We start from the raw sequence: 22,383 nt of genomic DNA, 5'->3' as shown, positions 1-22,383 counted from the left end.
CATTCAATCATCGGCGAGTGTGAGCCCGACGTGGTGCACCCCGTGCCCGAACGAACCGGTGTGTCCGGTGTCACGCCCGCGCTCCCACCGGGGAGGGGAACCCCGATCCGAACGGGTTGGCCGAACTCTGCTAAGATCTTGAGGTTGCCGTTCAACGGCCGCGGATAAAGAGAGCTCAGGCATTCTGCCCCGAGCACCGCGCAGTGAGAGAAAGGGGATCCCATCTATGGCACTCGAAGCTAATGCTAAGAAGGCGATCATCGAAAAGTACGCTACCCACCCGGGCGACACGGGTTCCCCCGAAGTCCAGATTGCAATGCTCACGCAGCGCATTCTTGACCTCACGGAACACCTCAAAGAGCACAAGCACGACCACCACTCGCGTCGTGGCCTGCTCCTCCTGGTTGGTCAGCGTCGCCGTCTGCTCGGCTACCTGTCCGACGTGGACATCAGCCGCTACCGCTCGCTCATCGAGCGTCTCGGCCTGCGCCGCTAGGTAGTAGCCGAATGGTTCGCTGATAACGCGATCTTCTTCGAAACGGGCCGTCACCCTTGAGGTGGCGGCCCGTTTTGTGTAACCCGGATGCCGTCAGGCCGCCGCTGTCAGGCCGGCTCGGCCGCTGAGTCCAGTGCCCGGGTGTAATAACCCCACGGGAACGTCGTCTCGCCCACCAGACGCCAGCCCTCGGCCTCGAGGTGTCGTCGAGCCGCGTTTCCCGGTGTCCACAGCAGCCGGCGGTGCTCCCACTGCCGGTCCGAGGCCTCCAGCACGTGGTACAGCGTGCCGTAATCCACGACGTGCCAGCCGCGGCGGCCCTCGATCGCCAGTATGGCCATCTCGTCGAACGCGGTGACCGGGCTGAGCACCTTGCGGCGCGGATGCCCGGGCTCGCCGTCGTGTGCGGCCGCGGCCGGGCCGGCGGAGCCTGTTTGGCTCGCCGAGGAGAATCGCTGCTGGGCGGCCTGCCGGCTTACCCCGAGCACCCGGCCCAGGGCGTCCCAGCTGTGCCCGGCGGCCCGCGCGCCGTTGATCGAGTCCCGCAGCAATCGGCTGGTTTCCTCCGCGGCGGTGCGGCTGGCACCGACCAGACGGAGGTACGCATCCGGGTCGCTCTCGAGGTCGGCGCGGAGACCGGTCGGGCTGCCGAGCACCGCTTCGGCGACCGCGTCGCGCACCGCGGCGGCCTCTGCGGCCGTCAGCGACGTCGGTGAATGTTCGGGTGTCGGCGCCGTCATCGCTCGTCCGTCCGCTGGTCACGACGTTGGGCAAGCCGCTGTCCCGCGCTGTCGGCGTCGGTCGCGTCGCGCAGCGGTTCCAGGTTGTCGAGTGCCACGGTGTCGCGCAGCCTGGCCACCCTCTGGCGGCCGATCTCGGTCCACAGGATGACGGTGACCAGCAGAACGCTGAGCATTCCGGTGAGGAAGCCCAAGACGGAGTCGGCCGGGTCGTGGTCGACGAGGACGGCCGCGGTGGAGAGTGCGGCGATCACCACCACTCCGCCGACCACGGCCGCGGCATACCAGCGCGGGCGGGAAAGGGAACTCTTTGTGTTCATGTGTCAAGGATGCATTGACAGCGAAGTTCTGTCAAGCATTCCTTGACGCACCGGTCTCCCGTAGCGCCGGACGGGGCAAGCGGTAAGAGTGGAGGGATGAATGACTTCGTCAGCTCACCCGGCGGCGACCCGCGGGGCTTCGACAAGCGGCACCACGGTGCCCCCTCCGGCTTCTTCGAGGCCGAGGCCGCCGGCCTGGCTTGGCTGGCGATACCCGGCGGAGTGCGCACCGCCCAGGTGCTCGACCTCGAGCCCGGGCACATCGTGCTGGAGACCATCGACGAGGTGCCACCCAGCCGGTCGGCCGCGCGAGCGTTCGGCGCGGAGCTGTCGGTGACCCACTCGGCCGGCGCCGCGGCGTTCGGTGCCCCACCCGACAACTGGAGCGGCCCGTTGTTCATCGGTAATCGGAGCCTCCCCAGCGCTTACGAGAGCGACTGGGGAGTGTTCTACGCCCGCTACCGGGTGCTGCCGTACCTGGATATCGCCGTCGACGTGGGCGGGATCACGGCCCGGCAGGCCGAGGCCGTGCACGCGGCCTGCGCGCGCATCGAGGCCGGCGACTTCGATGACGGCGCCCCGCCGGCCCGGATACACGGCGACCTGTGGACCGGCAACGTGTTGTGGTCCGCCGACGGGGTCGTGCTGATCGACCCGGCCGCGCACGGCGGCCACCGCGAAACCGACCTGGCGATGCTCGCCCTGTTCGGCTGCCCATACCTCGAGGAGATCACCGCGGGCTACGAGTCGGCATCGCGGCTGGTGCCGGGCTGGCGGGCGCGTACGCCTCTGCACCAGCTGCATCCGCTGGCCGTGCACGCGGCCGGACACGGCGCGGCGTACGGCCGGGCACTCGAGCAGGCCGCCGAAGCCGTGCTCGAGCTACCCGCCACCCGCCCGCCCGCGGAGTGACCGGCCGGGGTGAGGGCTACAGCGTCTGCCCCGCGTGGGTGCCTTCGCGCGCCTCTTCGATCACCTTGGCATTGAACGCCGGCAGGTCGGCGGGGGTGCGGCTGGAGACCAGGCCCTGGTCCACCACGACTTCCTCATCGACCCAGGTGGCGCCGGCGTTCTGCAGGTCGGTCTTCAGGCTCGGATACGAGGTGAGCGTGCGCCCCTCCACCACGCCGGCCTCGATCAGGATCCAGGCGGCGTGGCAGATAGCCGACACCGGCTTGTGCGCGGCGAAGAAGTCCCGGGTGAAGGAGACCGCGTCCTCGTCCATGCGCAGGTGATCGGCATTGACGACGCCGCCGGGCAGCACGAGAGCGTCGAAGTCGTCGGCTGTTGCCTCGGCGACGGCCAGGTCGACGTACTGCGAGTGGCCCTTCTTGCCCGTGACGCTTTCGGTGGCGGGGGAAACCAGCACGGCGGTGGCCCCGGCATCCGTCACGGCCTGCCAGGGGCTGGACAGTTCGCTGTCTTCGTAGCCATCGGTGAGTAGAAAAGCGATGCGCTTGCCGGAAAGCTCGGTGGTCGTCATGGTTCTCTCCCTGTCATCGGTGTTCACGATCGTGTTCGCCGGCCGGGTGAACCGGACGACCATTCCACGGTAGCCACGAGCCGGCGCGCCTGCAGGGAAACTCACGAAACATTGAGGTTGCACCGGCACCCGAATCGGTATCGCTTGCCGGGCCCGGCCCGGCCGGCAGGGCTCTGCAGCGCCGGGTTGGGACTTTTGGTCTGCCACTGGTGGACGTGTCGCCCTAAACTTGAGCTTTACACGGAATGGACACCCCCATGAGTCTCTGGCGCACGAAGAGCATCGAGTCATCGATCGAGGATTCCCTGGAAAAGGGGCACAGCCTTAAACGCACCCTCGGCACCTGGGACCTGATGATCATGGGAGTCGCGGTCGCCGTCGGCGCCGGTATCTTCTCGGTCGGTGCCAAGGCCGCCGGCAGCTACGCCGGACCATCCGTGACGCTCGCCTTCGTGCTCGCCGCCGTCACCTGCGCCCTCGCGATCATGTGTTACGCCGAGTTCGCCTCCGCCGTGCCCGTGGCCGGATCCGCGTACACCTTCACCTACGCCACCCTGGGCGAGTTGTTGGCCTGGATCATCGGCTGGGACCTGATCCTGGAGATGCTCACCGCCGCGGCAGTGATCGCCAAGTACTGGGGCATCTACCTCAGTAACGTCTTCGCCCTCTGGAACTGGGACATCCCCGCCACCATCAACGTGATCGGGCTCGACGTGAGCTGGGGCGCGTTCGTGATCGTTGCCGTCTTCACCACGCTGTTGGTGCTGGGCACCCAGCTCTCCGCCCGCGTCGCCAGCGTGTTCACCATCATCAAGGTGGCGATCGTGCTCTTCGTCATCGTCGTCGGCGCGTTCTTCATCAACCCGGCCAACTACTCGCCGTTCATCCCCGAGTCGGTGCCCACCACGGATGGCGTCGGCAGCGACGTCTGGACCCAGTCGCTGTTCTCGTTCATGACCGGCGCCGCCCCGGCGCAGTACGGCATCTTCGGCCTGCTCGCCGGCGCCTCCCTGGTGTTCTTCGCCTTCATCGGCTTTGACGTGGTTGCCACCAGCGCCGAAGAGGTCAAGAACCCGCAGAAGACCCTGCCGCGCGGCATCTTCGCCGGCCTGGCCATCGTCACCGTGCTCTATGTCGGTGTCAGCCTCGTACTCACCGGCATGGTGCCGTACACCGTGCTCGCCGATGACCCCAACGCGTCGCTGGCCACCGCCTTCATCGCCGTGGGCGCCGGCTGGGCCGCCCAGGTCATCTCCATCGGCATCCTGGCCGGCCTCACCACGGTGATCATGGTGCTGCTGCTCGGGCTCTCGCGGGTGCTGTTCGCCATGAGCCGCGACGGCCTGCTGCCGCGTTGGCTCAGCGTCACCTCGGAAAAGCGCCGCACGCCGGTGCGCATCCAGATCATCACCGGCGCGGCGGTCGCGCTGATCGCCGGACTCACCGACGTGGGTGTGCTCGAAGAGATGATCAACATCGGCACCCTGTCGGCGTTCGTGCTCGTGAGCATCGCCGTCGTGGTGCTGCGCAAGAAGCGGCCCGACCTCAAGCGCTCGTTCAAGGTGCCGCTGTCGCCGTTCCTGCCGATCCTCTCGGCAGTGCTCTGCTTCTGGCTGATGCTGAACCTCACCACCCTCACCTGGGCGCGTTTCGCGGTCTGGCTGGCCCTCGGCTTCGTCGTCTACTTCGCCTACGGTCGCCGCCACTCCCTGGTGGGCATCAACGCCAAGCTCATCGTCGACGCGACCCGCCGCGAGGAGATCGAACGCGAGGAGCGCTCGCTCAAGGGCAAGTAGCCGCGCAACTGTTCACCAAGGGGACTTCTGCGTCCGGTACGCCGGACGCAGAAGTCCCCTTCGGCACTAGAGGCGAGCGGATGCCGCTAGAGCCGATACAGGCGGGCCTCCCACGGCCGGAGCGCCGCGGAACCGTCACCGGGATAGTTGCCCAGCAGCAGCTCGGCACCGGAGATGTCATCCGGCAGCCATTCGCCCTGCACCGTCAGCGGCGCATCCGACACGTTCGCGAGCGCCAGCAACGTCACGCCGTTCAGGATGCGGGTGAACGCGTACAGCTGCTCGTGGTCGGGTTCGATCAGCTCGAACGCTCCGAGCGCCACCACCGGATCGGTGTGCCGCAGCTGGATCAGCCGCTGGTAGAACGCGAACACGCTGCGCGCGGCTGCCCGGTCGGTCGCCACGTTGATGCGCGGAAAATTCGGGTTGGCCGCGAGCCACGGCGTTTCGGTGCTGAACCCGGCGTGGGCCGAGTCGTCCCACTGCATCGGTGTGCGCGCGTTGTCCCGCCCCATGGCGTGCACCCCGGCCAGCACACTCGCCGGCGACTGGTCGAACTGCTCCACGGCCTCCCGGTAGTGGTTGAGTGACTCAATGTCCCGGTAGTGGTCGATGGTGTCGAACGTCACGTTCGTCATGCCGATCTCTTCGCCCTGGTAGATGTAGGGCGTGCCGCGGTGCAGGTGCAGCACCAGCGCCCACAGGGTGGCCGACTCGTACCGGAATTCGGTGTCGTTGCCGAACCGCGACACCAGCCGCGGCTGGTCGTGGTTGTTCAGGTAGAGGCTGTTCCAGCCGGTCTCCGCCAGGCCGACCTGCCAGCGGGCCAGGCTCTGCTTCAGCGGCACCAGGCTGCGCGGCAGCGGGTCGAACTTGTGCGTGCCCTGGTCGAGCGAGACATGCTCGAACTGGAAGATCATGTCGACCTCGGCGCGGGCCGCATCCGTGAACAGCACGGCATCCTGAATGCTCACACCGGGCATCTCGCCCACGGTCAGGTGCTCTCCGGTGCGGCCGGCGAACACCGCCCGGTGCATCTCCTGCAGGTACTCGTGGATCTGCGCGCCCATCGGCGAACCACCCCCGGTCGCCGCGGCCGGCCCGCTCACCAGCTCCACCTGCTTGGCGATGAAGTTGATCACGTCCATCCGGAACCCGTCCACGCCGCGGTCCAGCCACCAGTTCATCATCGAGTAGACCGCCTGGCGCACCTCGGGGTTCTCCCAGTTGAGGTCGGGCTGCTGCGTGGCGAACAGGTGCAGGTAGTACTCACCGGTGGTCTCATCCAGGGTCCAGGCCGGGCCGCTGAAAGCGCTGCCCCAGCCGTTCGGCTCGGCGCCGGCCGCGCCGGGCCGGCGCCACCAGTACCAGTCGCGCTTGGGGTTGTCGATCGACGAGCGCGATTCGACGAACCACGGATGCTCGTCGCTGGTGTGGTTGACCACCAGGTCCATCACGATCTTGATGCCGAGCTCGTGGGCCTCGGCCAGCAGCAGGTCGAATTCGGCCAGACTGCCGAACACCGGGTCGATGTCCTGGTAGTCGCGGATGTCGTAGCCGTTGTCGTGCTGTGGGGACGGGTAGACCGGCGAGAGCCAGATCGCGTCCACGCCGAGCTCGGCGAGGTAACCGAGCTTGCCGCGCACCCCGCCGAGGTCGCCGACGCCGTCGCCGTTGGAGTCCGCGAAGCTGCGCGGATAGACCTGGTACACCACGGCCGTGGTCCACCACGGCGCCGCGGTGTGCGGGCCGTCCTGGGTGTCGGCGGGGTCGGTGCCGGCGGTGCGGCTGTGCAGATTGGTCACGGGGTCCTCCCTGGCCGGGGCCGGCGCGGGCGCGGGCGATCCGGTGTCACGCGAATTGGTTTAGCTGCAGAAAAAAGTCGTCCGTCCAATGTAGCGTCCGGTGTTCGGGCGGCACCACTGCGGGGGTGCCGTGGGGTGGTGCGCCAGTCGGTGCGCCGGCGGGGCGGCTATGTCAAGATGAGAGCCAACCCGATTCGGGGGCCAGGAAAGGGCGACCGCGATGTACGGCAGTACCGGGGCCGCGCCATCGATCGGTGACTCCTCGATGGGCCTCGCGCGTGCCGTTCTCATGCACGGCCCGATCTCGCGCAGCGACCTGGGGCGCCGCCTCGGACTGTCCCCGGCGAGTCTCACCCGGCTGAGCAAGCCGTTGTTCGACAGCGGCCTGCTTGTGGAGGTCAGCGACACCCTGATCAGCGGGGTCGGCCGCCCCACCAAGCCGCTGGATGTGCGCCTGGAGGGTCGCCGCTACGTCGGGGTCAAGCTCACCGGCGACAGCGCCTTCGGAGTGCTCACCGACCTGCGCGTGAACGAGCTCTCCTCGGCCCACCGCCGGCTCGACGGCACTGACGTGGCCGGGGTGGTGCGGCAGCTGCGCTCTCTGGTGCTCGAACTCGCCAACGGTGCGCCGATCACGGCACTCGGGGTGACTGTCGGCGGCCAGGTCATCGGCTCCCGGGTCGTCGCACGGGCGCCGTTCCTGGCCTGGCGTGACGTGGACCTGGCCTCCGCGCTGGAAGCCGGCCTCGGCCTCCCGGTGCTGGTCGAGAATGACGTGGTGGGGCTGGCCGCCGCCGAACAGTGGTTCGGTGCGGGCCGGGGCACCGCCAGCTTCGCCGTGCTCACGATCGGCGTCGGCGTGGGTTACGGGCTCGTGGTCGACGACCGGGTGATCAGCACCCGGGACTCCGGCCTCGGCCTCGGCGGACACGTGCCGTTGGATGCGAACGGGCCGCTCTGCGGCAGCGGACACCGGGGCTGCTCGGACGCCATGCTCACCCAGGGCAGCATCCGGGCGCAGGTGAGCGACAGCCTGGGCCGGGCGGTGGAGTACGACGAGGCGCTCGCGCTGGCCGCGGCGGGAGTGCCCGCCGCACTGTCCGTCGTCCAGGCCTCCGGACGCGCCCTCGGCCGCCTGGTGGCCCTGATCGCCAACATCGCGATGGTCGACACCGTCGTGCTCTCCGGCGAGGGCATCGGACTGTGGAAGGTGGTGGCGGACGAGATCGTGGCGGCGGCCCACGGGGACCGCGATGCCGAGGCGACGCCGCTGCAGATCACCGTCGACGACAGCGGCACGTCGTCCTGGGCCAGGGGAGCGGCGGCCGTCGCGATCCAGCACACCCTGACCAGATTCGCCGTGGCGGACTGACCCGACGGGCCGTCAGGACAGCCCTTCCTTCACGCGCGACGCCGGGTCGGGAATAGGATCGGGCCATCCGCCGTTGACACCTATATACATGCAGACGCATTGAGTTTTGGAGGCTGGAAATGCAGTTCGGAATCTTCACGGTCGGGGACCTGACCACCGATCCCACCACGGGTCAGACGCCGACGGAGCACGCCCGCATCAAGGCCATGCTCACCATCGCGCAGAAGGTCGAAGAGGTGGGGCTGGACGTCTTCGCCACAGGCGAGCACCACAACCCGCCGTTCGTACCCTCGTCGCCGACCACGATGCTCGGCTACATCGCGGCCAAAACCGAGCGCATCATCCTCTCCACCGCCACCACGCTGATCACCACCAGTGACCCGGTGAAAATCGCCGAGGACTTCGCGATGCTCCAGCACATCGCCGACGGCCGGGTGGACCTCACCCTGGGACGCGGCAACACCGGCCCGGTCTACCCCTGGTTCGGCCAGGACATCCGCCAGGGCATCCCGCTGGCGCTGGAGAACTACGCTCTGCTGCGCCGGCTCTGGCGCGAGGATTTCGTCGACTGGGAGGGACAGTTCCGCACCCCGCTGCAGGGCTTCCAGTCCACCCCGCGCCCGCTCGACGGTGTGGCGCCGTTCGTCTGGCACGGCAGCATCCGCAGCCCCGAGATCGCCGAGCAGGCCGCGTACTACGGCGACGGTTTCTTCTCGAACCACATCTTCTGGCCGGCCTCGCACACCGCGAAGATGGTCAAGTACTACCGCAACCGGTTCGAGCACTACGGCCACGGCACCGCCGCGCAGGCAATGGTTGGGCTCGGCGGCCAGGTGTTCATGAGCAAGAACTCACAGGATGCCAAGCGTCAGTTCCGGCCGTACTTCGACAATGCCCCGGTCTACGGCAACGGCCCGAGCATGGAGGAGTTCACCTCGCAGACCCCGCTCACGGTGGGCAGCCCGCAGGAGGTCATCGACCGCACCCTCGGTTTCCGCGACTACGTCGGCGACTACCAGCGCCAGCTCTGGCTGATGGACCACGCCGGCCTGCCGCTGAAGACTGTGCTCGAGCAGCTCGACCTGCTCGGCGAGGAGGTTGTGCCCGTGCTCCGCAAGGAGTTCGCCAAGAACCGCCCGGCCGACGTGCCGGATGGCCCCACCCACGAATCCCTGGTGCTCGCCGCCTCCCGGGCGCCGGTTGCCGCAGCATCCGCCGGGCGCAATGACCTCGACACCTCCGCCGCCATCGCTCCGCACCGCCGGGCGACCGGTGCCGCCTTCGGCTTGGCCGGCGCCGGCACGACGGGAGCGCAGCGATGACCGAGCGCACCCTGGCGGTCATCTCCGCCGGGCTCAGCCAGCCGTCATCCACGCGGCTGCTCGCCGACAAGCTCGCCACGGCCACCGTGACGCGGCTGGCCGACGAGGGCGTCAGCACCACGGTGCTGACCTACGAACTGCGTGACTACGCGCAGGACATCATGAACAACATGCTCACCGGGTTCGCCAACCCGCGCCTGGAAGAGATGATCGAGGCCGTCACCGCGGCCGACGGCCTGATCGCCGTCACCCCGATCTTCACCACCAGCTACAGCGGACTGTTCAAGAGTTTCTTCGACGTGATCGACAACCGCTCCCTCACCGACCAGCCGGTGCTGATCGGCGCGACCGCGGGAACGCCGCGGCATTCGCTGGCGCTCGACTACGCGCTGCGGCCGATGTTCACCTACCTGCACTCCGTGGTGGTGCCCACCTCGGTGTTCGCCGCGTCGGAGGACTGGGGCAGCGGTGACGGCGGCCGCGTCGACAGCCGGGTGCAGACCCTGCCGGCCCGGATCGAACGCGCGGCGGGGGAGCTGTCGGCTCTCGTCGCCCGATCCGACCGGTCCAGCCGGGTGCGCGACCCCTTCGAGCTGCCCGCGGACTTCAACCCCGCCGGGATGTTCCCTCCTCGTTAGTCCTGTTCCACGAAAGCGGTCGTGTGGTCAGCTCAGTTCACCGAGGTGACCACACGGCCGCTTTCGCGTGCTTGGGCACTGATCGCGCGTCGCCACCGCCGGGACTTTCGGCTCTGCCCGGTCCTCGGGGCGGGCGGCAGACTGGAGCGCAGTGCGCTGGAGAGAGTGCTTCCGCAGAGACGGAAGCCGTGACAACCGCGCAGACAGACAGGTCTTTCATGGTCGCCCTTCTCGACGGCACCGTTTTTCCGGATGCCCGCGCCGCATTTTTCGCGGCCGATCCCGACCTGCTCGACCCGCCGGGAACCCCGGCCGTGGACCTCTCCGTTCGGATCGGCAGCCTCACGCTGCGCACCCCGGTGATGCCGGCCTCCGGCTGCTTCGGCCCGGAACTGGGCGCGCTCATCCCGGTCACCGAACTCGGCGCCACCGTCACCAAGACCGTCTTCGGCTCGGCCCGCGGCGGCAACCCCGTGCACAGGCTCACCGAGATTCCCGCGGGCATGGTCAACAGTGTCGGCATCCCCAGCCATGGCCCGGCCGGCTACCTGGCCTCACTTCATCCGCGCTACGCGGCCCTCGACGTGCCCACCATCATCAGCGTCGGAGGCCACCGGCCGAGCGAGTACGCCCCGGTCGTCGCGGCCCTGGGCGAGAACGGCGCCGCCTTCGAACTGAATGTGTCGTGCCCCAACCTCGACCGGGACGGCACCGACATCGGCTCGGATCCGGCGGCCATCCGCGAGGTGGTCGCCGCCGTGCGCCTCGTCACCGTCAAGCCGATCATCGTGAAGCTGCCGGTGCTGGTGGCCTCGATCGCAGACTGTGCCCGCGCCGCCGAGGAGGCCGGCGCCGACGCCGTCTGCGTGGCCAACTCCATTCCGGCGATGCCGCTGGATGCCCTCACCCGCCGTCCGATTCTCGGCAACGTCATCGGCGGATTGTCCGGGCCGTCGATCAAACCGATCGTGCTGCGGCTGGTCTGGCTGGCCTCCCGGGCGGTGCAGATCCCGGTGATCGCCTGCGGTGGAGTGCAGACCGTTGACGACGCCCTGGACTACTTCTCGGTGGGAGCCAGCGCCGTGCAGGTGGGCACCGCCAGCTTCGCCCGGCCGTTCGCGGCGGTGGAGGTGGCGCGGGGGTTGCGGCAGCGGTGTCAGGACGCCGGGGTCGGCAGTATTCGCGAGTTGCTCGAGTGGGAGGTGTCCTGATGAGCGCTGACGCGAGCCTGGCCTCGGAAGGCGCCCCGTCGCCAGGTCTACTTCGACAGGCTCAGCACGGCGTCGACGAGCTCGACCGGCGGGAGGCGTACCGCCAGAGCCGCGAGGCGGCAGCACGGGCGCGGGCGTTCGCCGAGGCGGATGCCGAGGCGCTCGACGGCCTGGTCTCGGTGCGGCCGCGCCAGACCGTGCCGCGCCCACAACCGGTCTGGGACGACGCCGAGGTGCTCGTGCACGAGCCGGTGGGGGAGCGCTACCGCCGCCTTGTCGTGGCCAGCAGCACCATCGCCCACACCGCGCTGGCCGGACAGTTCCTCATGATCACGGTGCCGCCGCACGCCGGCGACACGATTCTGCTGCCCCGCCCCATGGCCATCCATCGCCGCCGACCGGCGACCGCCGACCGGCCCGGCACCGTGGAAATGATCTACGGCGTCGTGGGCCGCGGCACCCGCGCTCTGGCCGCCGTTCCCGTCGGCGGGACCCTGCAGATCACCGGTCCGCTCGGTCGCGGCTTCGAATTCGACAGCGGCACCCGCTCCGCCTTGCTGATCGGCCGGGGCGTGGGCATCTGCGGCGTGATGGGCGCCGCGGAGGACGCCCGCACAACGGGCATCCGCACCACCATGGTGCTCAGCGGACGCAGCGCCGAGCAGCTGCTCGGCCGCGCCGACTGCGCCGAGCTGGGCGTCCGCATCATCGAGGCCACCGACGACGACGGCTCCAGCGACCTGCTCACACTGCAGAACAGCCTCCGCGCACACTTCGACGGTGCCACCCCCGAGCGCACCGCGCCCGACGTGATCATGGTCTGCGGCGCCGGTGTCCTCGCCAGGCTCGCCGCGGAACTCGGCGCGCACTGGGGGGTACCCGTGCAGGCCTCGCTCGAGGCCCACATGGCGTGCGGGCTCGGCTACTGCCACGGCTGTGCCGCCCCGGTACGCATCGACCCGAGCGTCGAGGGGCCGCTGGTCTGCGCCGACGGGCCGGTCTTCGACGCCCGCATCCCTGTCGTTTAACCCCCGCTCTGCTACGCTTGTTCAGGTGGATCTTCGGATCCATCGGTTATACCCGGAGCAGACTGGCAGGACGCTGGTCCTCGGTGGTGGTTTCCCAACGCTCAGCTCGAGACAGAGCGTGTTGGTGAATTTCTACTGGTGGCCAGCAAGGTCAGCGCCCAACACATGTTCGGCAGCTTGTCCTGCCTGTTCCTGCTCCGATGTCCCACTCGCGCGCCACACGGGCAAACGAGTCTAAACAAAGGAGAGAACCCCCATATGGAGGGTCCAGAAATCACGTTCGCCGAAACCGTTATTGACAACGGCAAGTACGGCAAGCGCACCATCCGTTTCGAAACCGGGCGTCTCGCCCAGCAGGCACAGGGCTCAGCCGCTGCCTACATCGACGAAGAGACCATGCTTCTCTCCGCCACGAGCGCCAGCAAGCAGCCGAAGGACAACTTCGACTTCTTCCCGCTGACCATCGATGTCGAAGAGCGCATGTACGCCGCCGGCCGCATCCCGGGCAGCTTCTTCCGCCGCGAAGGTCGCCCGTCGACTGAAGCGATCCTCACCTGCCGTCTGATCGACCGGCCGCTGCGCCCGTCGTTCGTCGACGGACTGCGCAACGAGATCCAGGTTGTCGTCACCGTTCTGGCCATCGCGCCCGACGAGTACTACGACGTCCTGGCCATCAACGCCGCGTCCATGTCGACCCAGATCGCCGGCCTGCCGTTCTCCGGCCCGATCGGTGGCGTCCGCGTCGCCCTCATCCCCGACGACAACGGCTCCGGCCAGTGGGTCGCCTTCCCGAAGCACTCGCAGGTTGAAGAGGCCGTGTTCAGCATGGTCGTCGCCGGCCGCGTTGTGACGGATGCCGATGGCAGCGAAGACGTCGCGATCATGATGATCGAGGCCGAAGCGACCGACAACGCCTGGACCTTGATCCAGGGCGGCGCCATCAAGCCGAACGAAGAGGTCATCGCCGAGGGCATCGAGGCGTCCAAGCCGTTCATCAAGCAGCTCATCGTCGCCCAGCAGCAGGTGGCCGCCGCGGCCTCCAAGCCCACCGGCAACTACCCGCTGTTCCCGCCGTACACCCCGGAGACCTACGACGCCGTCGCAGCCCTGGCCTACGAGGGACTCAAGGACGTCTACGTCATCGCCGACAAGATCGCGCGTCAGGATGCCGACGACGTGCTCAAGGCATCCGTCAAGACCGCCATCGCGGCCAAGGTCGAAGCCGGCGAGCTGCCCGCAACCGCCAACAACCAGGTCGGCGCGGCGTACAAGTCCGTCACCAAGCTCGTGGTGCGCTCACGCGTGCTCAACGAGGGTGTTCGCATGGACGGACGCGGCCTGGCCGACATCCGCCCGCTCGACGCCGAGGTTGCGGTCATCCCGCGCGTGCACGGTTCCGCTATCTTCCAGCGCGGCGAGACCCAGATCCTGGGTGTCACCACGCTGAACATGCTCAAGCTCGAGCAGACCATCGACTCCCTGAGCCCGGTCACCAAGAAGCGTTACATGCACAACTACAACTTCCCGCCCTACTCCACCGGTGAAACCGGTCGGGTCGGTACGCCGAAGCGTCGCGAGATCGGCCACGGAGCGCTCGCTGAGCGTGCCCTGGTTCCCGTGCTGCCCAGCCGTGAGGAATTCCCCTACGCCATCCGTCAGGTCTCCGAGGCGCTCAGCTCCAACGGATCCACCTCGATGGGTTCCGTCTGCGCCTCCACCCTGTCCATGCTGAACGCCGGAGTGCCGCTGCGCGCCCCGGTCGCCGGCATCGCGATGGGCCTCATCTCCGACACCGTCGACGGCAAGACCCGCTACGCGGCTCTGACCGACATCCTCGGTGCCGAAGACGCCCTCGGCGACATGGACTTCAAGGTCGCCGGCACGGCTGAGTTCGTCACCGCGATCCAGCTCGACACCAAGCTCGACGGCATCCCCGCGTCGGTCCTGGCCGGCGCGCTGACGCAGGCGAAGGATGCTCGCACGACGATCCTCGCCGTGCTGAACGCCGCGATCGACAAGCCCGACGAGATGGCACCGACCGCGCCCCGCGTGATCAGCGTGCAGATCCCCGTCGACAAGATCGGCGAGCTCATCGGCCCGAAGGGCAAGATGATCAACTCGATCCAGGACGAGACCGGAGCCGACATCTCGATCGAGGAAGACGGTACCGTGTACATCGGCGCCGTCGATGGTCCGTCGGCCGAGGCCGCTCGCATCATGGTCAACTCCGTCGCGAACCCCACCAACCCCGAGGTTGGCGAGCAGTTCCTCGGAACTGTCGTGAAGATCGCCGCTTTCGGCGCCTTCGTCTCGCTCCTCCCGGGCAAGGACGGCCTGCTGCACATCTCTGAGGTGCGCAAGCTCGCCGGCGGCAAGCGCGTGGAGAACGTCGAAGACGTCCTCGGCGTGGGCCAGAAGGTCCTCGTCGAGATCACCAAGATTGACGACCGCGGCAAGCTTTCGCTCGCCCCGGTCCTCGCCGATGAAGCCGACACGCACGGTCGTGACGCTGCATCCGAGGGACCCGAAGCTCCGGCCGAAGGTTAGTCACTAGTTCTGCCGGCCACCTCTCGCCAGGTGTGCCGGTCAGACGGAAGGCCCGTCCTGCTTCGGCAGGGCGGGCCTTTTCGCGTCTGCAGAATGCAGCTAGCCCGACCTGGGCTGCACGCCCCGCTCCAGCAGGGGAACGATGCGATACGGGATGAGCTCGCCCATCGCGAGGGAGGTCTCGGTGCGTTCGACGCCCTCGCAGGCGAGGATCGTGCGGTCGATCCTGAACAGGTCTTCGGAGTCGGCGCAGGCCACCCGCACCAGCAGATCCGCTGCGCCGCTCATACCGTGCGCCTGCACGATCTCGGGGATGCGGCTGAGCTCGGCGATGATGTCGGCGGCGCGCTTTTGCACGATGTGGACCTCGATGAACGCGGTCAGCGGATAGCCGAGCACGGCCGGACTGACCCGGCGATCGAAGTCGAGAAACACCCGGGACTCCTCGAGCCGGCTCATCCGGGCCTGCACGGTGTTGCGGGAGAGCCCGAGCGTGTTGGCGAGCCCCACATAGGTGCTGTCGGGGGTGGCGCACAGCGCACGGAGCAACTCGAGATCGACTCTGTCCAAGTGGTGCATACTGCCTGACCGTAGCATGCGCGCTGGCCCCTGAACAGGGCATAGTGCACACCGTGACCCACATTCGCTGCGCGGGCGGGAAGTCCGCACCGGTCAGGGTGCGGCAAGGCGACGATTCGCCCAGGGTTGACCGGGCCGACGCCGCACGGAAGAGTGGTCGGATGGACGACACCCGCCAGACCCTGACTCCCGCTCAAACCCGATCGGTGCTCTCCGGGGGTGATTTCCTGCATCTGGAGGGAACGCTGTATGCCACCTACCGCACGGCCGATTTCGCCGCGGCCGTGCACCTGGTGGATGCCGTCGCTGCCGACGCCGACGCCCAGAATCATCACCCAGACGTGAAACTGGGTTACGGGTCCGTGGAGTTCGAGCTCACGAGCCACGATGTGGGTGGCATCACCCAACGGGATCTGCGGCTCGCCCTGCGCATCCAGGAACTCGCCGCCGAGCAGGAGGCGCACGCCACCCGTCTGGTGCCCAGCCGCGCCGACGTGGCCATCGACTGCACCGACGCCGAGGCCGTGCGCCCATTCTGGCGGGTGGGGCTGGGTTATGTGGAGTCCGGTCCCGCGGACGACATCGAACTGCGTGATCCTCGCGGCGGTGGCCCCAAGGTGTGGTTCCAGCACATGGAGATCCAACGCACCGAGCGCAACCGCATCCACCTCGACGTGTACGTGCCCGTCGCCGACTGTGAGGACCGGGTGCAGGACATCATCGACGTCGGGGGAGTGCTGCTCACCGACGAACACGCCCCGGACTGGTGGGTGCTCGCCGACCCAGAGGGCAACGAGCTCTGCGTGTGCAGCTGGGACGCCTGACCGGCGTGGCTCAGGCCGCTTCGCGCGCCAGGGCCTTCTCGATCGCGGCGACGAGCTGTGCCGATTCAGGTTCCACCGTCGACGCGAACCTGTCGACGATCACGCCGTCGCCGTTCACCAGGAACTTCTCGAAGTTCCACTTGATCAGCCCCGGCAGCATGCCCTTCCGGAACGCGGTGAGCTGACTGTACAGCGGATGCTGATTCTTGCCGCGCACATCCACCTTGGCGGTGAGCGGGAAGGTGACCCCGAAGTTGAGCTCGCAGAACTGCTGGATGTCCTCTTCGCTGCCGGGTTCCTCGCCCATGAACTGGTTGCACGGCAACCCGAGCACCACCAGGCCGTCGTCAGCGAAACGGCGGTAGAGCGCCTCCAGGCCGGCATACTGGGGCGTGAAGCCGCACTTCGATGCCACGTTGACCACGAGTACGGTCTTGCCGGCGAACCGGCCGAACGTGGTCGGGGTGCCGTCGATGAGGGTGAGCGGGACGCCGTACAGCGGTGAGTCGGACATGCCGGAAACACTACTCCCCGACCCTTCGAGAGAGCTCACCGAAGGCCTATTTTCGGCTAAACGGGGGGGGTAAAGCCGCACATTTGTGTAACGCTTGCCGCGCGCCCCCGGCGGATTGGCCGGATCGGGTTATTCTCGGCTTTACACGGGTCCGCGCGGCAGCCGCGCTGGTCCGTCCGAGGGGCGGTGAAGGCATGAGAGGCAGCGTGGCGACGGGGCGTGTGTCAACGGGGCATGTGGCAACGGAGCATGTAGCAACGGAGCGGGTGACACCAGACAGCCTGACGACAGCCGATCTCATCCTGCAAACCCGCCCGGTGGAGGTCCAGCACACCGCTCCGGTTCAGCTGCCCGACCACGACCGCACAGCCGCCCCGGACATCCGGCGCACCATCGGCGACACCGACCTCACCGTGCACCCGCTGGCGCTGGGCTGCAGCGTCTTCGGCTGGACCACCGACGGCGACACCGCCATGGCGATCCTCGACCGGCACTGGGAACTCGGTGGCAACTTCCTCGACACCGCTGACAGCTACGCCGCCGGACGCAGCGAGGTGCTGATCGGGTCGTGGATGCGCACCCGCGGTCTGCGCGACGACACCATCGTCTCCACCAAGATCGGCCGCAACCGCGACAACCCCGGCCTCTCGCCGCGCAGCATCGTCGGTGCGGTGCACGCCTCCCTCGAGCGGCTCGGCACCGACCACATCGACCTTCTGCACTTCCACTACGACGACCTCGACGTGCCGCTGGAGGAGAGCCTCGGCGCCATGGAGATGCTCATCGCCAACGGCACCGTGCGGCACCTCGCGGCGTCCAACTTCACAGCGGAGCGCCTGATGGAGGCCCGGGTACTCGCCGCCAACGGCCTGCCCAGGTTCGTGGCCCTGGAGACCCCGTACAACCTGATGAACCGGGTCTCGTTCGAATCGTCGCTGGCCCTGGTCAGCCGGGCGCAGGGTGTCGCGGTGATGCCGTACTTCGCCCTCGCGCACGGCTTCCTCACCGGCAAGTACCACTCCAAAGCCGACCTCACCGACACCATCAGGGCCGGCCGCGCATCGGCCTACCTCAACCGGGCCGGCCTCAAGGTGCTGAGCGTGCTCGAACGCATCGCGGAGGACCACGGGGTGGCACCGTCGACGATCGCGCTGGCCTGGCTGCTGGCCAAGGACGGTGTCGTGGCCCCGGTCGCCAGCGCGAGCCGGCCGGAACAGGTGGATGCCCTGGTCGCCGCGGCCGCCGTTCGGCTGGGCCGTGCCGACATGGTCGACCTCGACAAGGTGTCGGCCTGACCGGCGCCCAGGCCCGCCGCGTCCAGCGGGGCCCGGTCCCGCCGGTGTCGTAAGGTTGAGGGGATATGAACGGTGCCGTTGAATTTCCCCTTGACCTGACCGAACTCTCGTTTCGGGCCGCTGGTGAGTCCCTCGTCAGGCGCACCGTCCTCCCCAGCGGGGTGCGCATCGTCACCGAACAGGTGCCGGGCAGCCGCAGCCTCACCATCGGCTACTGGGTGGCCGTGGGGTCCCGCGACGAACAGCCCGGTCACTTCGGCTCCACGCATTTCCTCGAGCACCTGCTGTTCAAGGGAACCGCAGAGCGTTCGGCGCTGGACATCGCCATCGCGTTCGACGCCGTCGGTGGCGAACACAACGCCATGACGGCCAAGGAATACACCTGCTACTACGCCAAGGTGCAGGATCGCGACCTCCACATGGCCGTGGAGGTGCTCACCGACATGATCACCTCGTCGCTGCTGGACCCCGCGGAGTTCGAAACCGAGCGCGGCGTCATCCTCGAGGAACTCGCGATGGCCGACGACGACCCGGCCGACGTCGCCAACGAACGCTTCTTCCAGGCCGTCATGGGCGCGCATCCGCTGGGCCGACCCATCGGCGGCAGCCCGGACACCATCCGCGCCGCGACCCGAGACGCCGTCTGGGAGCACTACCGGGCCAACTACCGCCCGCAAGACCTGGTCGTGACCGTTGCCGGCGCCGTCGACCACGACGTGCTCGTGGCCGCCGTCACTCGGTCGCTGCTGCAGGCCGGTTGGGACCTGGGCGAGTACGCCGCACCGGTGGGACGCCGCTCCGGCGCCGCCGCCGTGATCAGCCAGGGCCAGCCCATCAGCGTCGTGCACCGTCCGCTCGAGCAGGCCAACCTGCTGATCGGCGTGCCGGGTCTCGTGGCCGCCGACGACCGCCGCGTGGCGATGAATGTGCTCACCTCCATCTTCGGCGGCGGCATGTCGTCGCGCCTGTTCCAGGAGGTGCGCGAAAAGCGCGGCCTGGCCTACTCCGTCTACTCGTTCGCGCCCGGCTACTCTGACGCCGGCATCTTCGGCATGTACGCCGGCTGCACCCCGGCCAAGGCCGGTCAGGTCACCGAGATCATGCTCGACGAGCTGCACCGCCTCGCCGAGCACGGTGTGACCGCCGACGAGATGAAGCGGGCCTCCGGTCAGCTCTCCGGCGCATCCGCCCTGGCCCTCGAAGACTCCGACACCCGGATGTCCAGGCTCGGCCGCTCCGAGATCACGCTGGGCGAGTTCGTCGACCTCGACGAGGCCCTGCGGCGCCTCGCGCTGGTCACCGCGGACGATGTGCAGCAGCTGGCGGTCGACATGGTCTCCCGGCCGTTCTCCGTGGCCGCCGTCGGCGCCCTCGAGGAGGACGCCTTCGACGCCGTGCTTTCCCGCCGGGCGGCGCCCCTCCCGCCGAACTGAACTGTTCACGGCGAGCCCCGTTCGACTTCTTACGACATCAACCGAAAGGGCGATGATGCCCCAGTACCTCTACCTCGTGCGACACGGTGAACAGCAGGATGCCGAATACGGCCTGCCGGACGGCCCGCTGTCACCGCGGGGTAAGCGTCAGGCGCACCTCATTGCCGAACGCCTGGGCGGGGTGCCGTTCACCGGCGCCTGGCATTCGCCGCTGCAACGTGCCGCGGAGACGGCGGCCATCATCGCCGACCGGCTGCCGTCGCTCACCTCGGAGCCGTCGCCGCTGTTGTTCGACTGCGTTCCCTCCGGCCGGGCGCCGGAGATGCCGAAAGCATACGCGCCGTTCTTCAACTCGGTCAGCGACGACCAGATCGAGGCCGGCCGCGCTCAGATGGAGGACGCAGTCGCGGAATTCCTGCATCCGCACCGGGGTCCCCGACACGACCTGCTGATCACCCACAACTTCGTGATCGCCTGGTTCGTCCGCGAGGTGCTCGGCGCACCCGACTGGCGCTGGATCAGCATCAACCAGGCCAACTGCGGCCTCACCGTGCTGCAGCAGAAGCCCGGCCGGCCGTGGTCGCTGGTCACCCACAACGACCTCGGCCACCTGCCGGTAGAGCTGCGAACCGGCCTGCCGGACCCGCTGTTGTTCTAGGGGCGAGGCGGTAACCGCCTCAGTCGAGGATCTTCCAAAAGGAATCCTTGCGGCGGATCTTCCCGGCGGCATCGAATTCGAGCAGGTCGACGCCGCGCACTTCGAGTCGCTGGCCGGACACTGACGTGCCGGTCAGCGTCCACTCGGAGACTCCGAGATCATCGCCGCACACCCAGTGCCGGTCGTCGCCATAGTGCACGTCCGGGATGCCCTCGAATCGGCTGGCGAGCCCCGCCCGCACCTCGGCCCTGCCCACGAAACGATCGCCCCGAGGCTTCGCACCCCTGGGCGGGTAGAAGACGCAATCTTCGGCGAGATAGCCCATGCTCGCGTTCAGGTCGTGGTTGTTGAACCCCGCCAGGAACCCCGTCAGCGTGTCGCGTGTGACCGTCATCTCGACCGACCTCCTCCTGCCGCGCATCCGCGCCGCCTGCTGTGAGAGTAGCCAGCACTGACGGGTCAGGGGGTCGGGGCGAGCACCTTTCGGTACCAGTTCGTGGCGTTCGGGTTGTCGTTGTATGGCGGCACATCCTGATAGCCGGAGCGCTGGTACAGCGCCCCGGCCGCCTCGAGGCTCGAGTTAGTGTCGAGCACCAGCTCCGTGGCCCCGAACGCCCTGGCCCGGGTTTCGAGTTCGGCGAGCAGCAGGGTGCCCCAGCCGCGGCCGCGCACCTCCGGTTGCAACCAGAGGTGTTTCGCCTCGAACCGCACCGCACCATCCGCGCCGTCATCGATTCGACGGATGCCGCCGCAGCCCACGAAGGTGCGCGACCCCTGGGTCTCGCTCACGAGCAGGAACTGGCCGCGCGGCGGGACGAACTGTTCGGGAGCCGGGAACGTGGTGCGATAGCCGCCGGCGGAGGGGAACGTGGACGCGCGATCGCTGAAGTACTGGGTGAGCAGGGTGATGGACCCCGCATCCGTGACGGAGACCGCGGTGAATTCAGGCATGCCCCTAGGGTACGTGCCTCGGTGCCGGGGGCAACCGCCCCGGTTGGTAGATTGGCAGCATGACAACACGGGTGGCCATCGTCGGCGCAACGGGCAAGATGGGCCGCCTGGTCGGCGGCCTGGTCGAGAGTACGCCGGGGTACGACGTGGTCGCCCGGCTTGATTCCACCAGTGCCCTGTCCGAGATGCTCGGCGCGGATGTGGCGATCGACCTCACCGTTCCGGCGGTCAGCCAAGGCGTGGTCGACTTCGCCATCGACAACGGCATCCGGGTGCTTGTCGGCACCTCGGGCTGGTCCCAGCCCCGTATCGACGCGCTCGGCCACAAACTCAAGGGCCGCACGGATGTCGGCGCCGTGATCATCCCCAACTTCTCACTCGGCTCGGTGCTCGGCACAGCCTTCGCGGCCCTCGCCGCCCGATTCTTCGACTCCATCGAGCTCGTCGAGGCGCACCAGGCCGGCAAGGTCGACTCCCCGTCGGGAACCGCCGTGCGCACCGCCGAGCTGATGGCCGCCGCCCGCGCCGGCCTCGGCCCGGTCTCCGCGCCGCACGTCGACCAGCGTGCCCGCGGCCAGCAGGTCGCCACGGTGCCGGTGCACAGCCTGCGCTTGGCCGGCGTGCTGGCCCGCCAGGACGTGATCTTCGGCGGCTCGGGGGAGACCCTCACGATCACGCACAACACGCTCTCCGCCGAGGCCTACGAGCGCGGCATCCTGGTGGCCCTGGCCGCCGCCCGCGACTGCGTCGGGGTGACCGTCGGACTCGACCAACTGATCGACCTGGGGCTCACCGGTGAGGTGCTCGAGCCGGCCGCGGCGTCTGCCGGGTCGCCGGACGAGCCGACTGCTGGGCCACCGCCGGGCCCCGAGGATGCCGAAATGGAGCCCGGCGAATGAAGGGCCGCATCGCCGTCGTCGTGATGGCACTCCTGCTCGTGTTCTACCTGGTGCTCGTCGGCTGGCGCGCGGTGCTCTTCGTGCAGAGCGGTGACCCTGTCGGCATCCTCATCGGCGTTGCGCTCATCGTGCTGCCGCTGATCGGCGCGTGGGCGCTGGTTCGCGAGATCAGCTTCGGCATCCGGTGCGAACGACTGGTCAAGCAGCTCGACGCCGAGGGTGCCCTGCCGGTCAACGACCTACCCAGCCGCCCGAGCGGCCGGCCATACCGCGAGGCGGCGGACGCTCAGTTCCCGCAGTATCAAGAGGCCGTGGATGCCGCGCCGCAGGACTGGCGGGCCTGGTTCCGCCTCGGCCTGGCCTACGACGCGTCGGGCGACCGCCGCCGCGCCCGCTCGGCGCTTCGCACCGCGATGGCCCTGGAGAAGTCCGCGGCCTGAGCTCGGCGCGTGCGCCGTCGCGCGGGTTCCGC

General features: G+C 68.5%; 23 protein-coding genes. 15 read left to right on the top strand and 8 right to left on the bottom strand.

Annotated features, from left to right (window positions below; all coding sequences use genetic code 11):
- The first annotated feature begins 226 nt into the window (after positions 1–226).
- Positions 227–496 (top strand): 30S ribosomal protein S15, encoded by a 270-nt coding sequence (gene rpsO, locus E3O60_RS01545; protein ID WP_088455691.1) that lies wholly within the window; start codon positions 227–229, stop codon positions 494–496.
- 107 nt (positions 497–603) lie between these two features.
- Here rpsO and E3O60_RS01540 read toward each other — a convergent pair whose 3' ends face one another.
- Together E3O60_RS01540 and E3O60_RS01535 are read right to left on the bottom strand one after the other, a co-directional pair.
- A complete protein-coding gene (locus E3O60_RS01540) occupies positions 604–1,236 on the bottom strand; it encodes a hypothetical protein (protein ID WP_088455692.1) in 633 nt (210 codons plus the stop codon).
- Complete coding sequence (locus tag E3O60_RS01535; protein WP_121678474.1) at positions 1,233–1,556, bottom strand: hypothetical protein; 324 nt, start codon at positions 1,554–1,556, stop codon at positions 1,233–1,235. The genes E3O60_RS01540 and E3O60_RS01535 overlap by 4 nt, the downstream gene beginning before the upstream one ends.
- Positions 1,557–1,652: 96 nt before the next feature.
- Between E3O60_RS01535 and E3O60_RS01530 the strand changes: the two genes are divergently transcribed.
- Positions 1,653–2,468, top strand: coding sequence for a fructosamine kinase family protein (locus E3O60_RS01530; protein WP_088455694.1), 816 nt, complete (start codon positions 1,653–1,655; stop codon positions 2,466–2,468).
- 16 nt (positions 2,469–2,484) lie between these two features.
- On the opposite strand, the gene E3O60_RS01525 is transcribed toward E3O60_RS01530, so the two are convergent.
- A complete protein-coding gene (locus E3O60_RS01525) occupies positions 2,485–3,039 on the bottom strand; it encodes a type 1 glutamine amidotransferase domain-containing protein (protein ID WP_088457925.1) in 555 nt (184 codons plus the stop codon).
- A gap of 257 nt (positions 3,040–3,296) precedes the next feature.
- Here E3O60_RS01525 and E3O60_RS01520 point away from each other — a divergent pair, with 257 nt between their 5' ends.
- Positions 3,297–4,835, top strand: a complete 1,539-nt coding sequence (locus E3O60_RS01520; RefSeq protein WP_088455695.1) for an amino acid permease — start codon at positions 3,297–3,299, stop codon at positions 4,833–4,835.
- An 86-nt stretch (positions 4,836–4,921) separates the two neighbouring features.
- Here the strand turns inward: E3O60_RS01520 and E3O60_RS01515 are convergent, their stop codons facing one another.
- Positions 4,922–6,631, bottom strand: a complete 1,710-nt coding sequence (locus E3O60_RS01515) for an alpha-glucosidase (protein ID WP_134497071.1) — start codon at positions 6,629–6,631, stop codon at positions 4,922–4,924.
- A gap of 229 nt (positions 6,632–6,860) precedes the next feature.
- Between E3O60_RS01515 and E3O60_RS01510 the strand changes: the two genes are divergently transcribed.
- The 6 genes from E3O60_RS01510 (at position 6,861) to E3O60_RS01485 (ending at position 14,758) form a co-directional block, all read left to right on the top strand.
- A complete protein-coding gene (locus tag E3O60_RS01510; RefSeq protein ID WP_134496975.1) occupies positions 6,861–8,012 on the top strand; it encodes an ROK family transcriptional regulator in 1,152 nt (383 codons plus the stop codon).
- 119 nt (positions 8,013–8,131) lie between these two features.
- Positions 8,132–9,334: an LLM class flavin-dependent oxidoreductase gene (locus E3O60_RS01505; RefSeq protein WP_134496973.1), complete on the top strand. Its 1,203-nt coding sequence runs from the start codon at positions 8,132–8,134 to the stop codon at positions 9,332–9,334.
- Positions 9,331–9,972, top strand: coding sequence for an FMN reductase (locus E3O60_RS01500; RefSeq protein ID WP_088455698.1), 642 nt, complete (start codon positions 9,331–9,333; stop codon positions 9,970–9,972). Before E3O60_RS01505 ends, E3O60_RS01500 begins: the two co-directional genes overlap by 4 nt.
- Positions 9,973–10,160: 188 nt before the next feature.
- Positions 10,161–11,183, top strand: a complete 1,023-nt coding sequence (locus tag E3O60_RS01495; RefSeq protein WP_198415679.1) for a dihydroorotate dehydrogenase — start codon at positions 10,161–10,163, stop codon at positions 11,181–11,183.
- Positions 11,183–12,211 (top strand): dihydroorotate oxidase electron transfer subunit, encoded by a 1,029-nt coding sequence (locus E3O60_RS01490; RefSeq protein ID WP_134496971.1) that lies wholly within the window; start codon positions 11,183–11,185, stop codon positions 12,209–12,211. Before E3O60_RS01495 ends, E3O60_RS01490 begins: the two co-directional genes overlap by 1 nt.
- Before the next feature lie 258 nt (positions 12,212–12,469).
- A complete protein-coding gene (locus tag E3O60_RS01485; RefSeq protein WP_088455701.1) occupies positions 12,470–14,758 on the top strand; it encodes a polyribonucleotide nucleotidyltransferase in 2,289 nt (762 codons plus the stop codon).
- Positions 14,759–14,857: 99 nt separating this feature from the next.
- Here E3O60_RS01485 and E3O60_RS01480 read toward each other — a convergent pair whose 3' ends face one another.
- Positions 14,858–15,337, bottom strand: a complete 480-nt coding sequence (locus E3O60_RS01480) for an Lrp/AsnC family transcriptional regulator (RefSeq protein ID WP_088455702.1) — start codon at positions 15,335–15,337, stop codon at positions 14,858–14,860.
- A gap of 161 nt (positions 15,338–15,498) precedes the next feature.
- On the opposite strand from E3O60_RS01480, the gene E3O60_RS01475 reads away from it, so the two are divergent.
- Positions 15,499–16,161 carry a VOC family protein gene (locus tag E3O60_RS01475; RefSeq protein WP_134409563.1) on the top strand — a complete coding sequence of 221 codons (663 nt, stop codon included), beginning with the start codon at positions 15,499–15,501 and terminating at the stop codon, positions 16,159–16,161.
- 10 nt (positions 16,162–16,171) lie between these two features.
- Here E3O60_RS01475 and E3O60_RS01470 read toward each other — a convergent pair whose 3' ends face one another.
- Positions 16,172–16,675, bottom strand: a complete 504-nt coding sequence (locus tag E3O60_RS01470; protein WP_088455704.1) for a glutathione peroxidase — start codon at positions 16,673–16,675, stop codon at positions 16,172–16,174.
- A gap of 266 nt (positions 16,676–16,941) precedes the next feature.
- Between E3O60_RS01470 and E3O60_RS01465 the strand changes: the two genes are divergently transcribed.
- From E3O60_RS01465 to E3O60_RS01455, 3 genes are all read left to right on the top strand, one after another.
- Positions 16,942–17,970 (top strand): aldo/keto reductase, encoded by a 1,029-nt coding sequence (locus E3O60_RS01465; protein ID WP_241980351.1) that lies wholly within the window; start codon positions 16,942–16,944, stop codon positions 17,968–17,970.
- Positions 17,971–18,035: 65 nt separating this feature from the next.
- Positions 18,036–19,403, top strand: a complete 1,368-nt coding sequence (locus E3O60_RS01460) for a pitrilysin family protein (protein WP_103459442.1) — start codon at positions 18,036–18,038, stop codon at positions 19,401–19,403.
- Between the two features lie 55 nt (positions 19,404–19,458).
- Complete coding sequence (locus E3O60_RS01455) at positions 19,459–20,061, top strand: histidine phosphatase family protein (RefSeq protein WP_088457927.1); 603 nt, start codon at positions 19,459–19,461, stop codon at positions 20,059–20,061.
- 19 nt (positions 20,062–20,080) lie between these two features.
- Here E3O60_RS01455 and E3O60_RS01450 read toward each other — a convergent pair whose 3' ends face one another.
- Both E3O60_RS01450 and E3O60_RS01445 read right to left on the bottom strand, forming a co-directional pair.
- Entirely contained in the window at positions 20,081–20,455 is a 375-nt protein-coding gene (locus E3O60_RS01450) for a nuclear transport factor 2 family protein (protein WP_134409579.1), read from the bottom strand.
- 65 nt (positions 20,456–20,520) lie between these two features.
- Entirely contained in the window at positions 20,521–21,012 is a 492-nt protein-coding gene (locus tag E3O60_RS01445) for a GNAT family N-acetyltransferase (RefSeq protein ID WP_103459440.1), read from the bottom strand.
- A 59-nt stretch (positions 21,013–21,071) separates the two neighbouring features.
- Between E3O60_RS01445 and dapB the strand changes: the two genes are divergently transcribed.
- Positions 21,072–21,911 (top strand): 4-hydroxy-tetrahydrodipicolinate reductase, encoded by an 840-nt coding sequence (gene dapB / locus E3O60_RS01440; protein WP_134496969.1) that lies wholly within the window; start codon positions 21,072–21,074, stop codon positions 21,909–21,911.
- Complete coding sequence (locus tag E3O60_RS01435) at positions 21,908–22,351, top strand: tetratricopeptide repeat protein (RefSeq protein ID WP_088455710.1); 444 nt, start codon at positions 21,908–21,910, stop codon at positions 22,349–22,351. Before dapB ends, E3O60_RS01435 begins: the two co-directional genes overlap by 4 nt.
- Positions 22,352–22,383: the final 32 nt, after the last annotated feature.

The organism is Cryobacterium sp. TMB1-7, from assembly GCF_004402435.1.
Lineage (GTDB): Bacteria > Actinomycetota > Actinomycetes > Actinomycetales > Microbacteriaceae > Cryobacterium > Cryobacterium zongtaii.
The sequence above is the reverse complement of the archived record's forward strand: the minus strand, read 5'-3'. Positions and strand labels throughout refer to the sequence as shown.

Excerpts from the sequence above, each read along its gene's own strand:
- E3O60_RS01435 (WP_088455710.1), top strand. The coding sequence starts at position 21,908 with ATGAAGGGCCGCATCGCCGTCGTCGTGATGGCACTCCTGCTCGTGTTC.
- E3O60_RS01520 (WP_088455695.1), top strand. The coding sequence starts at position 3,297 with ATGAGTCTCTGGCGCACGAAGAGCATCGAGTCATCGATCGAGGATTCC.
- E3O60_RS01450 (WP_134409579.1), bottom strand. The coding sequence starts at position 20,455 with ATGACGGTCACACGCGACACGCTGACGGGGTTCCTGGCGGGGTTCAAC.
- E3O60_RS01525 (WP_088457925.1), bottom strand. The coding sequence starts at position 3,039 with ATGACGACCACCGAGCTTTCCGGCAAGCGCATCGCTTTTCTACTCACC.
- E3O60_RS01460 (WP_103459442.1), top strand. The coding sequence starts at position 18,036 with ATGAACGGTGCCGTTGAATTTCCCCTTGACCTGACCGAACTCTCGTTT.
- dapB (WP_134496969.1), top strand. The coding sequence starts at position 21,072 with ATGACAACACGGGTGGCCATCGTCGGCGCAACGGGCAAGATGGGCCGC.
- E3O60_RS01455 (WP_088457927.1), top strand. The coding sequence starts at position 19,459 with ATGCCCCAGTACCTCTACCTCGTGCGACACGGTGAACAGCAGGATGCC.
- E3O60_RS01500 (WP_088455698.1), top strand. The coding sequence starts at position 9,331 with ATGACCGAGCGCACCCTGGCGGTCATCTCCGCCGGGCTCAGCCAGCCG.
- E3O60_RS01505 (WP_134496973.1), top strand. The coding sequence starts at position 8,132 with ATGCAGTTCGGAATCTTCACGGTCGGGGACCTGACCACCGATCCCACC.
- rpsO (WP_088455691.1), top strand. The coding sequence starts at position 227 with ATGGCACTCGAAGCTAATGCTAAGAAGGCGATCATCGAAAAGTACGCT.
- E3O60_RS01530 (WP_088455694.1), top strand. The coding sequence starts at position 1,653 with ATGAATGACTTCGTCAGCTCACCCGGCGGCGACCCGCGGGGCTTCGAC.
- E3O60_RS01485 (WP_088455701.1), top strand. The coding sequence starts at position 12,470 with ATGGAGGGTCCAGAAATCACGTTCGCCGAAACCGTTATTGACAACGGC.
- E3O60_RS01445 (WP_103459440.1), bottom strand. The coding sequence starts at position 21,012 with ATGCCTGAATTCACCGCGGTCTCCGTCACGGATGCGGGGTCCATCACC.
- E3O60_RS01535 (WP_121678474.1), bottom strand. The coding sequence starts at position 1,556 with ATGAACACAAAGAGTTCCCTTTCCCGCCCGCGCTGGTATGCCGCGGCC.
- E3O60_RS01470 (WP_088455704.1), bottom strand. The coding sequence starts at position 16,675 with ATGTCCGACTCACCGCTGTACGGCGTCCCGCTCACCCTCATCGACGGC.
- E3O60_RS01490 (WP_134496971.1), top strand. The coding sequence starts at position 11,183 with ATGAGCGCTGACGCGAGCCTGGCCTCGGAAGGCGCCCCGTCGCCAGGT.
- E3O60_RS01480 (WP_088455702.1), bottom strand. The coding sequence starts at position 15,337 with ATGCACCACTTGGACAGAGTCGATCTCGAGTTGCTCCGTGCGCTGTGC.
- E3O60_RS01475 (WP_134409563.1), top strand. The coding sequence starts at position 15,499 with ATGGACGACACCCGCCAGACCCTGACTCCCGCTCAAACCCGATCGGTG.
- E3O60_RS01510 (WP_134496975.1), top strand. The coding sequence starts at position 6,861 with ATGTACGGCAGTACCGGGGCCGCGCCATCGATCGGTGACTCCTCGATG.
- E3O60_RS01540 (WP_088455692.1), bottom strand. The coding sequence starts at position 1,236 with ATGACGGCGCCGACACCCGAACATTCACCGACGTCGCTGACGGCCGCA.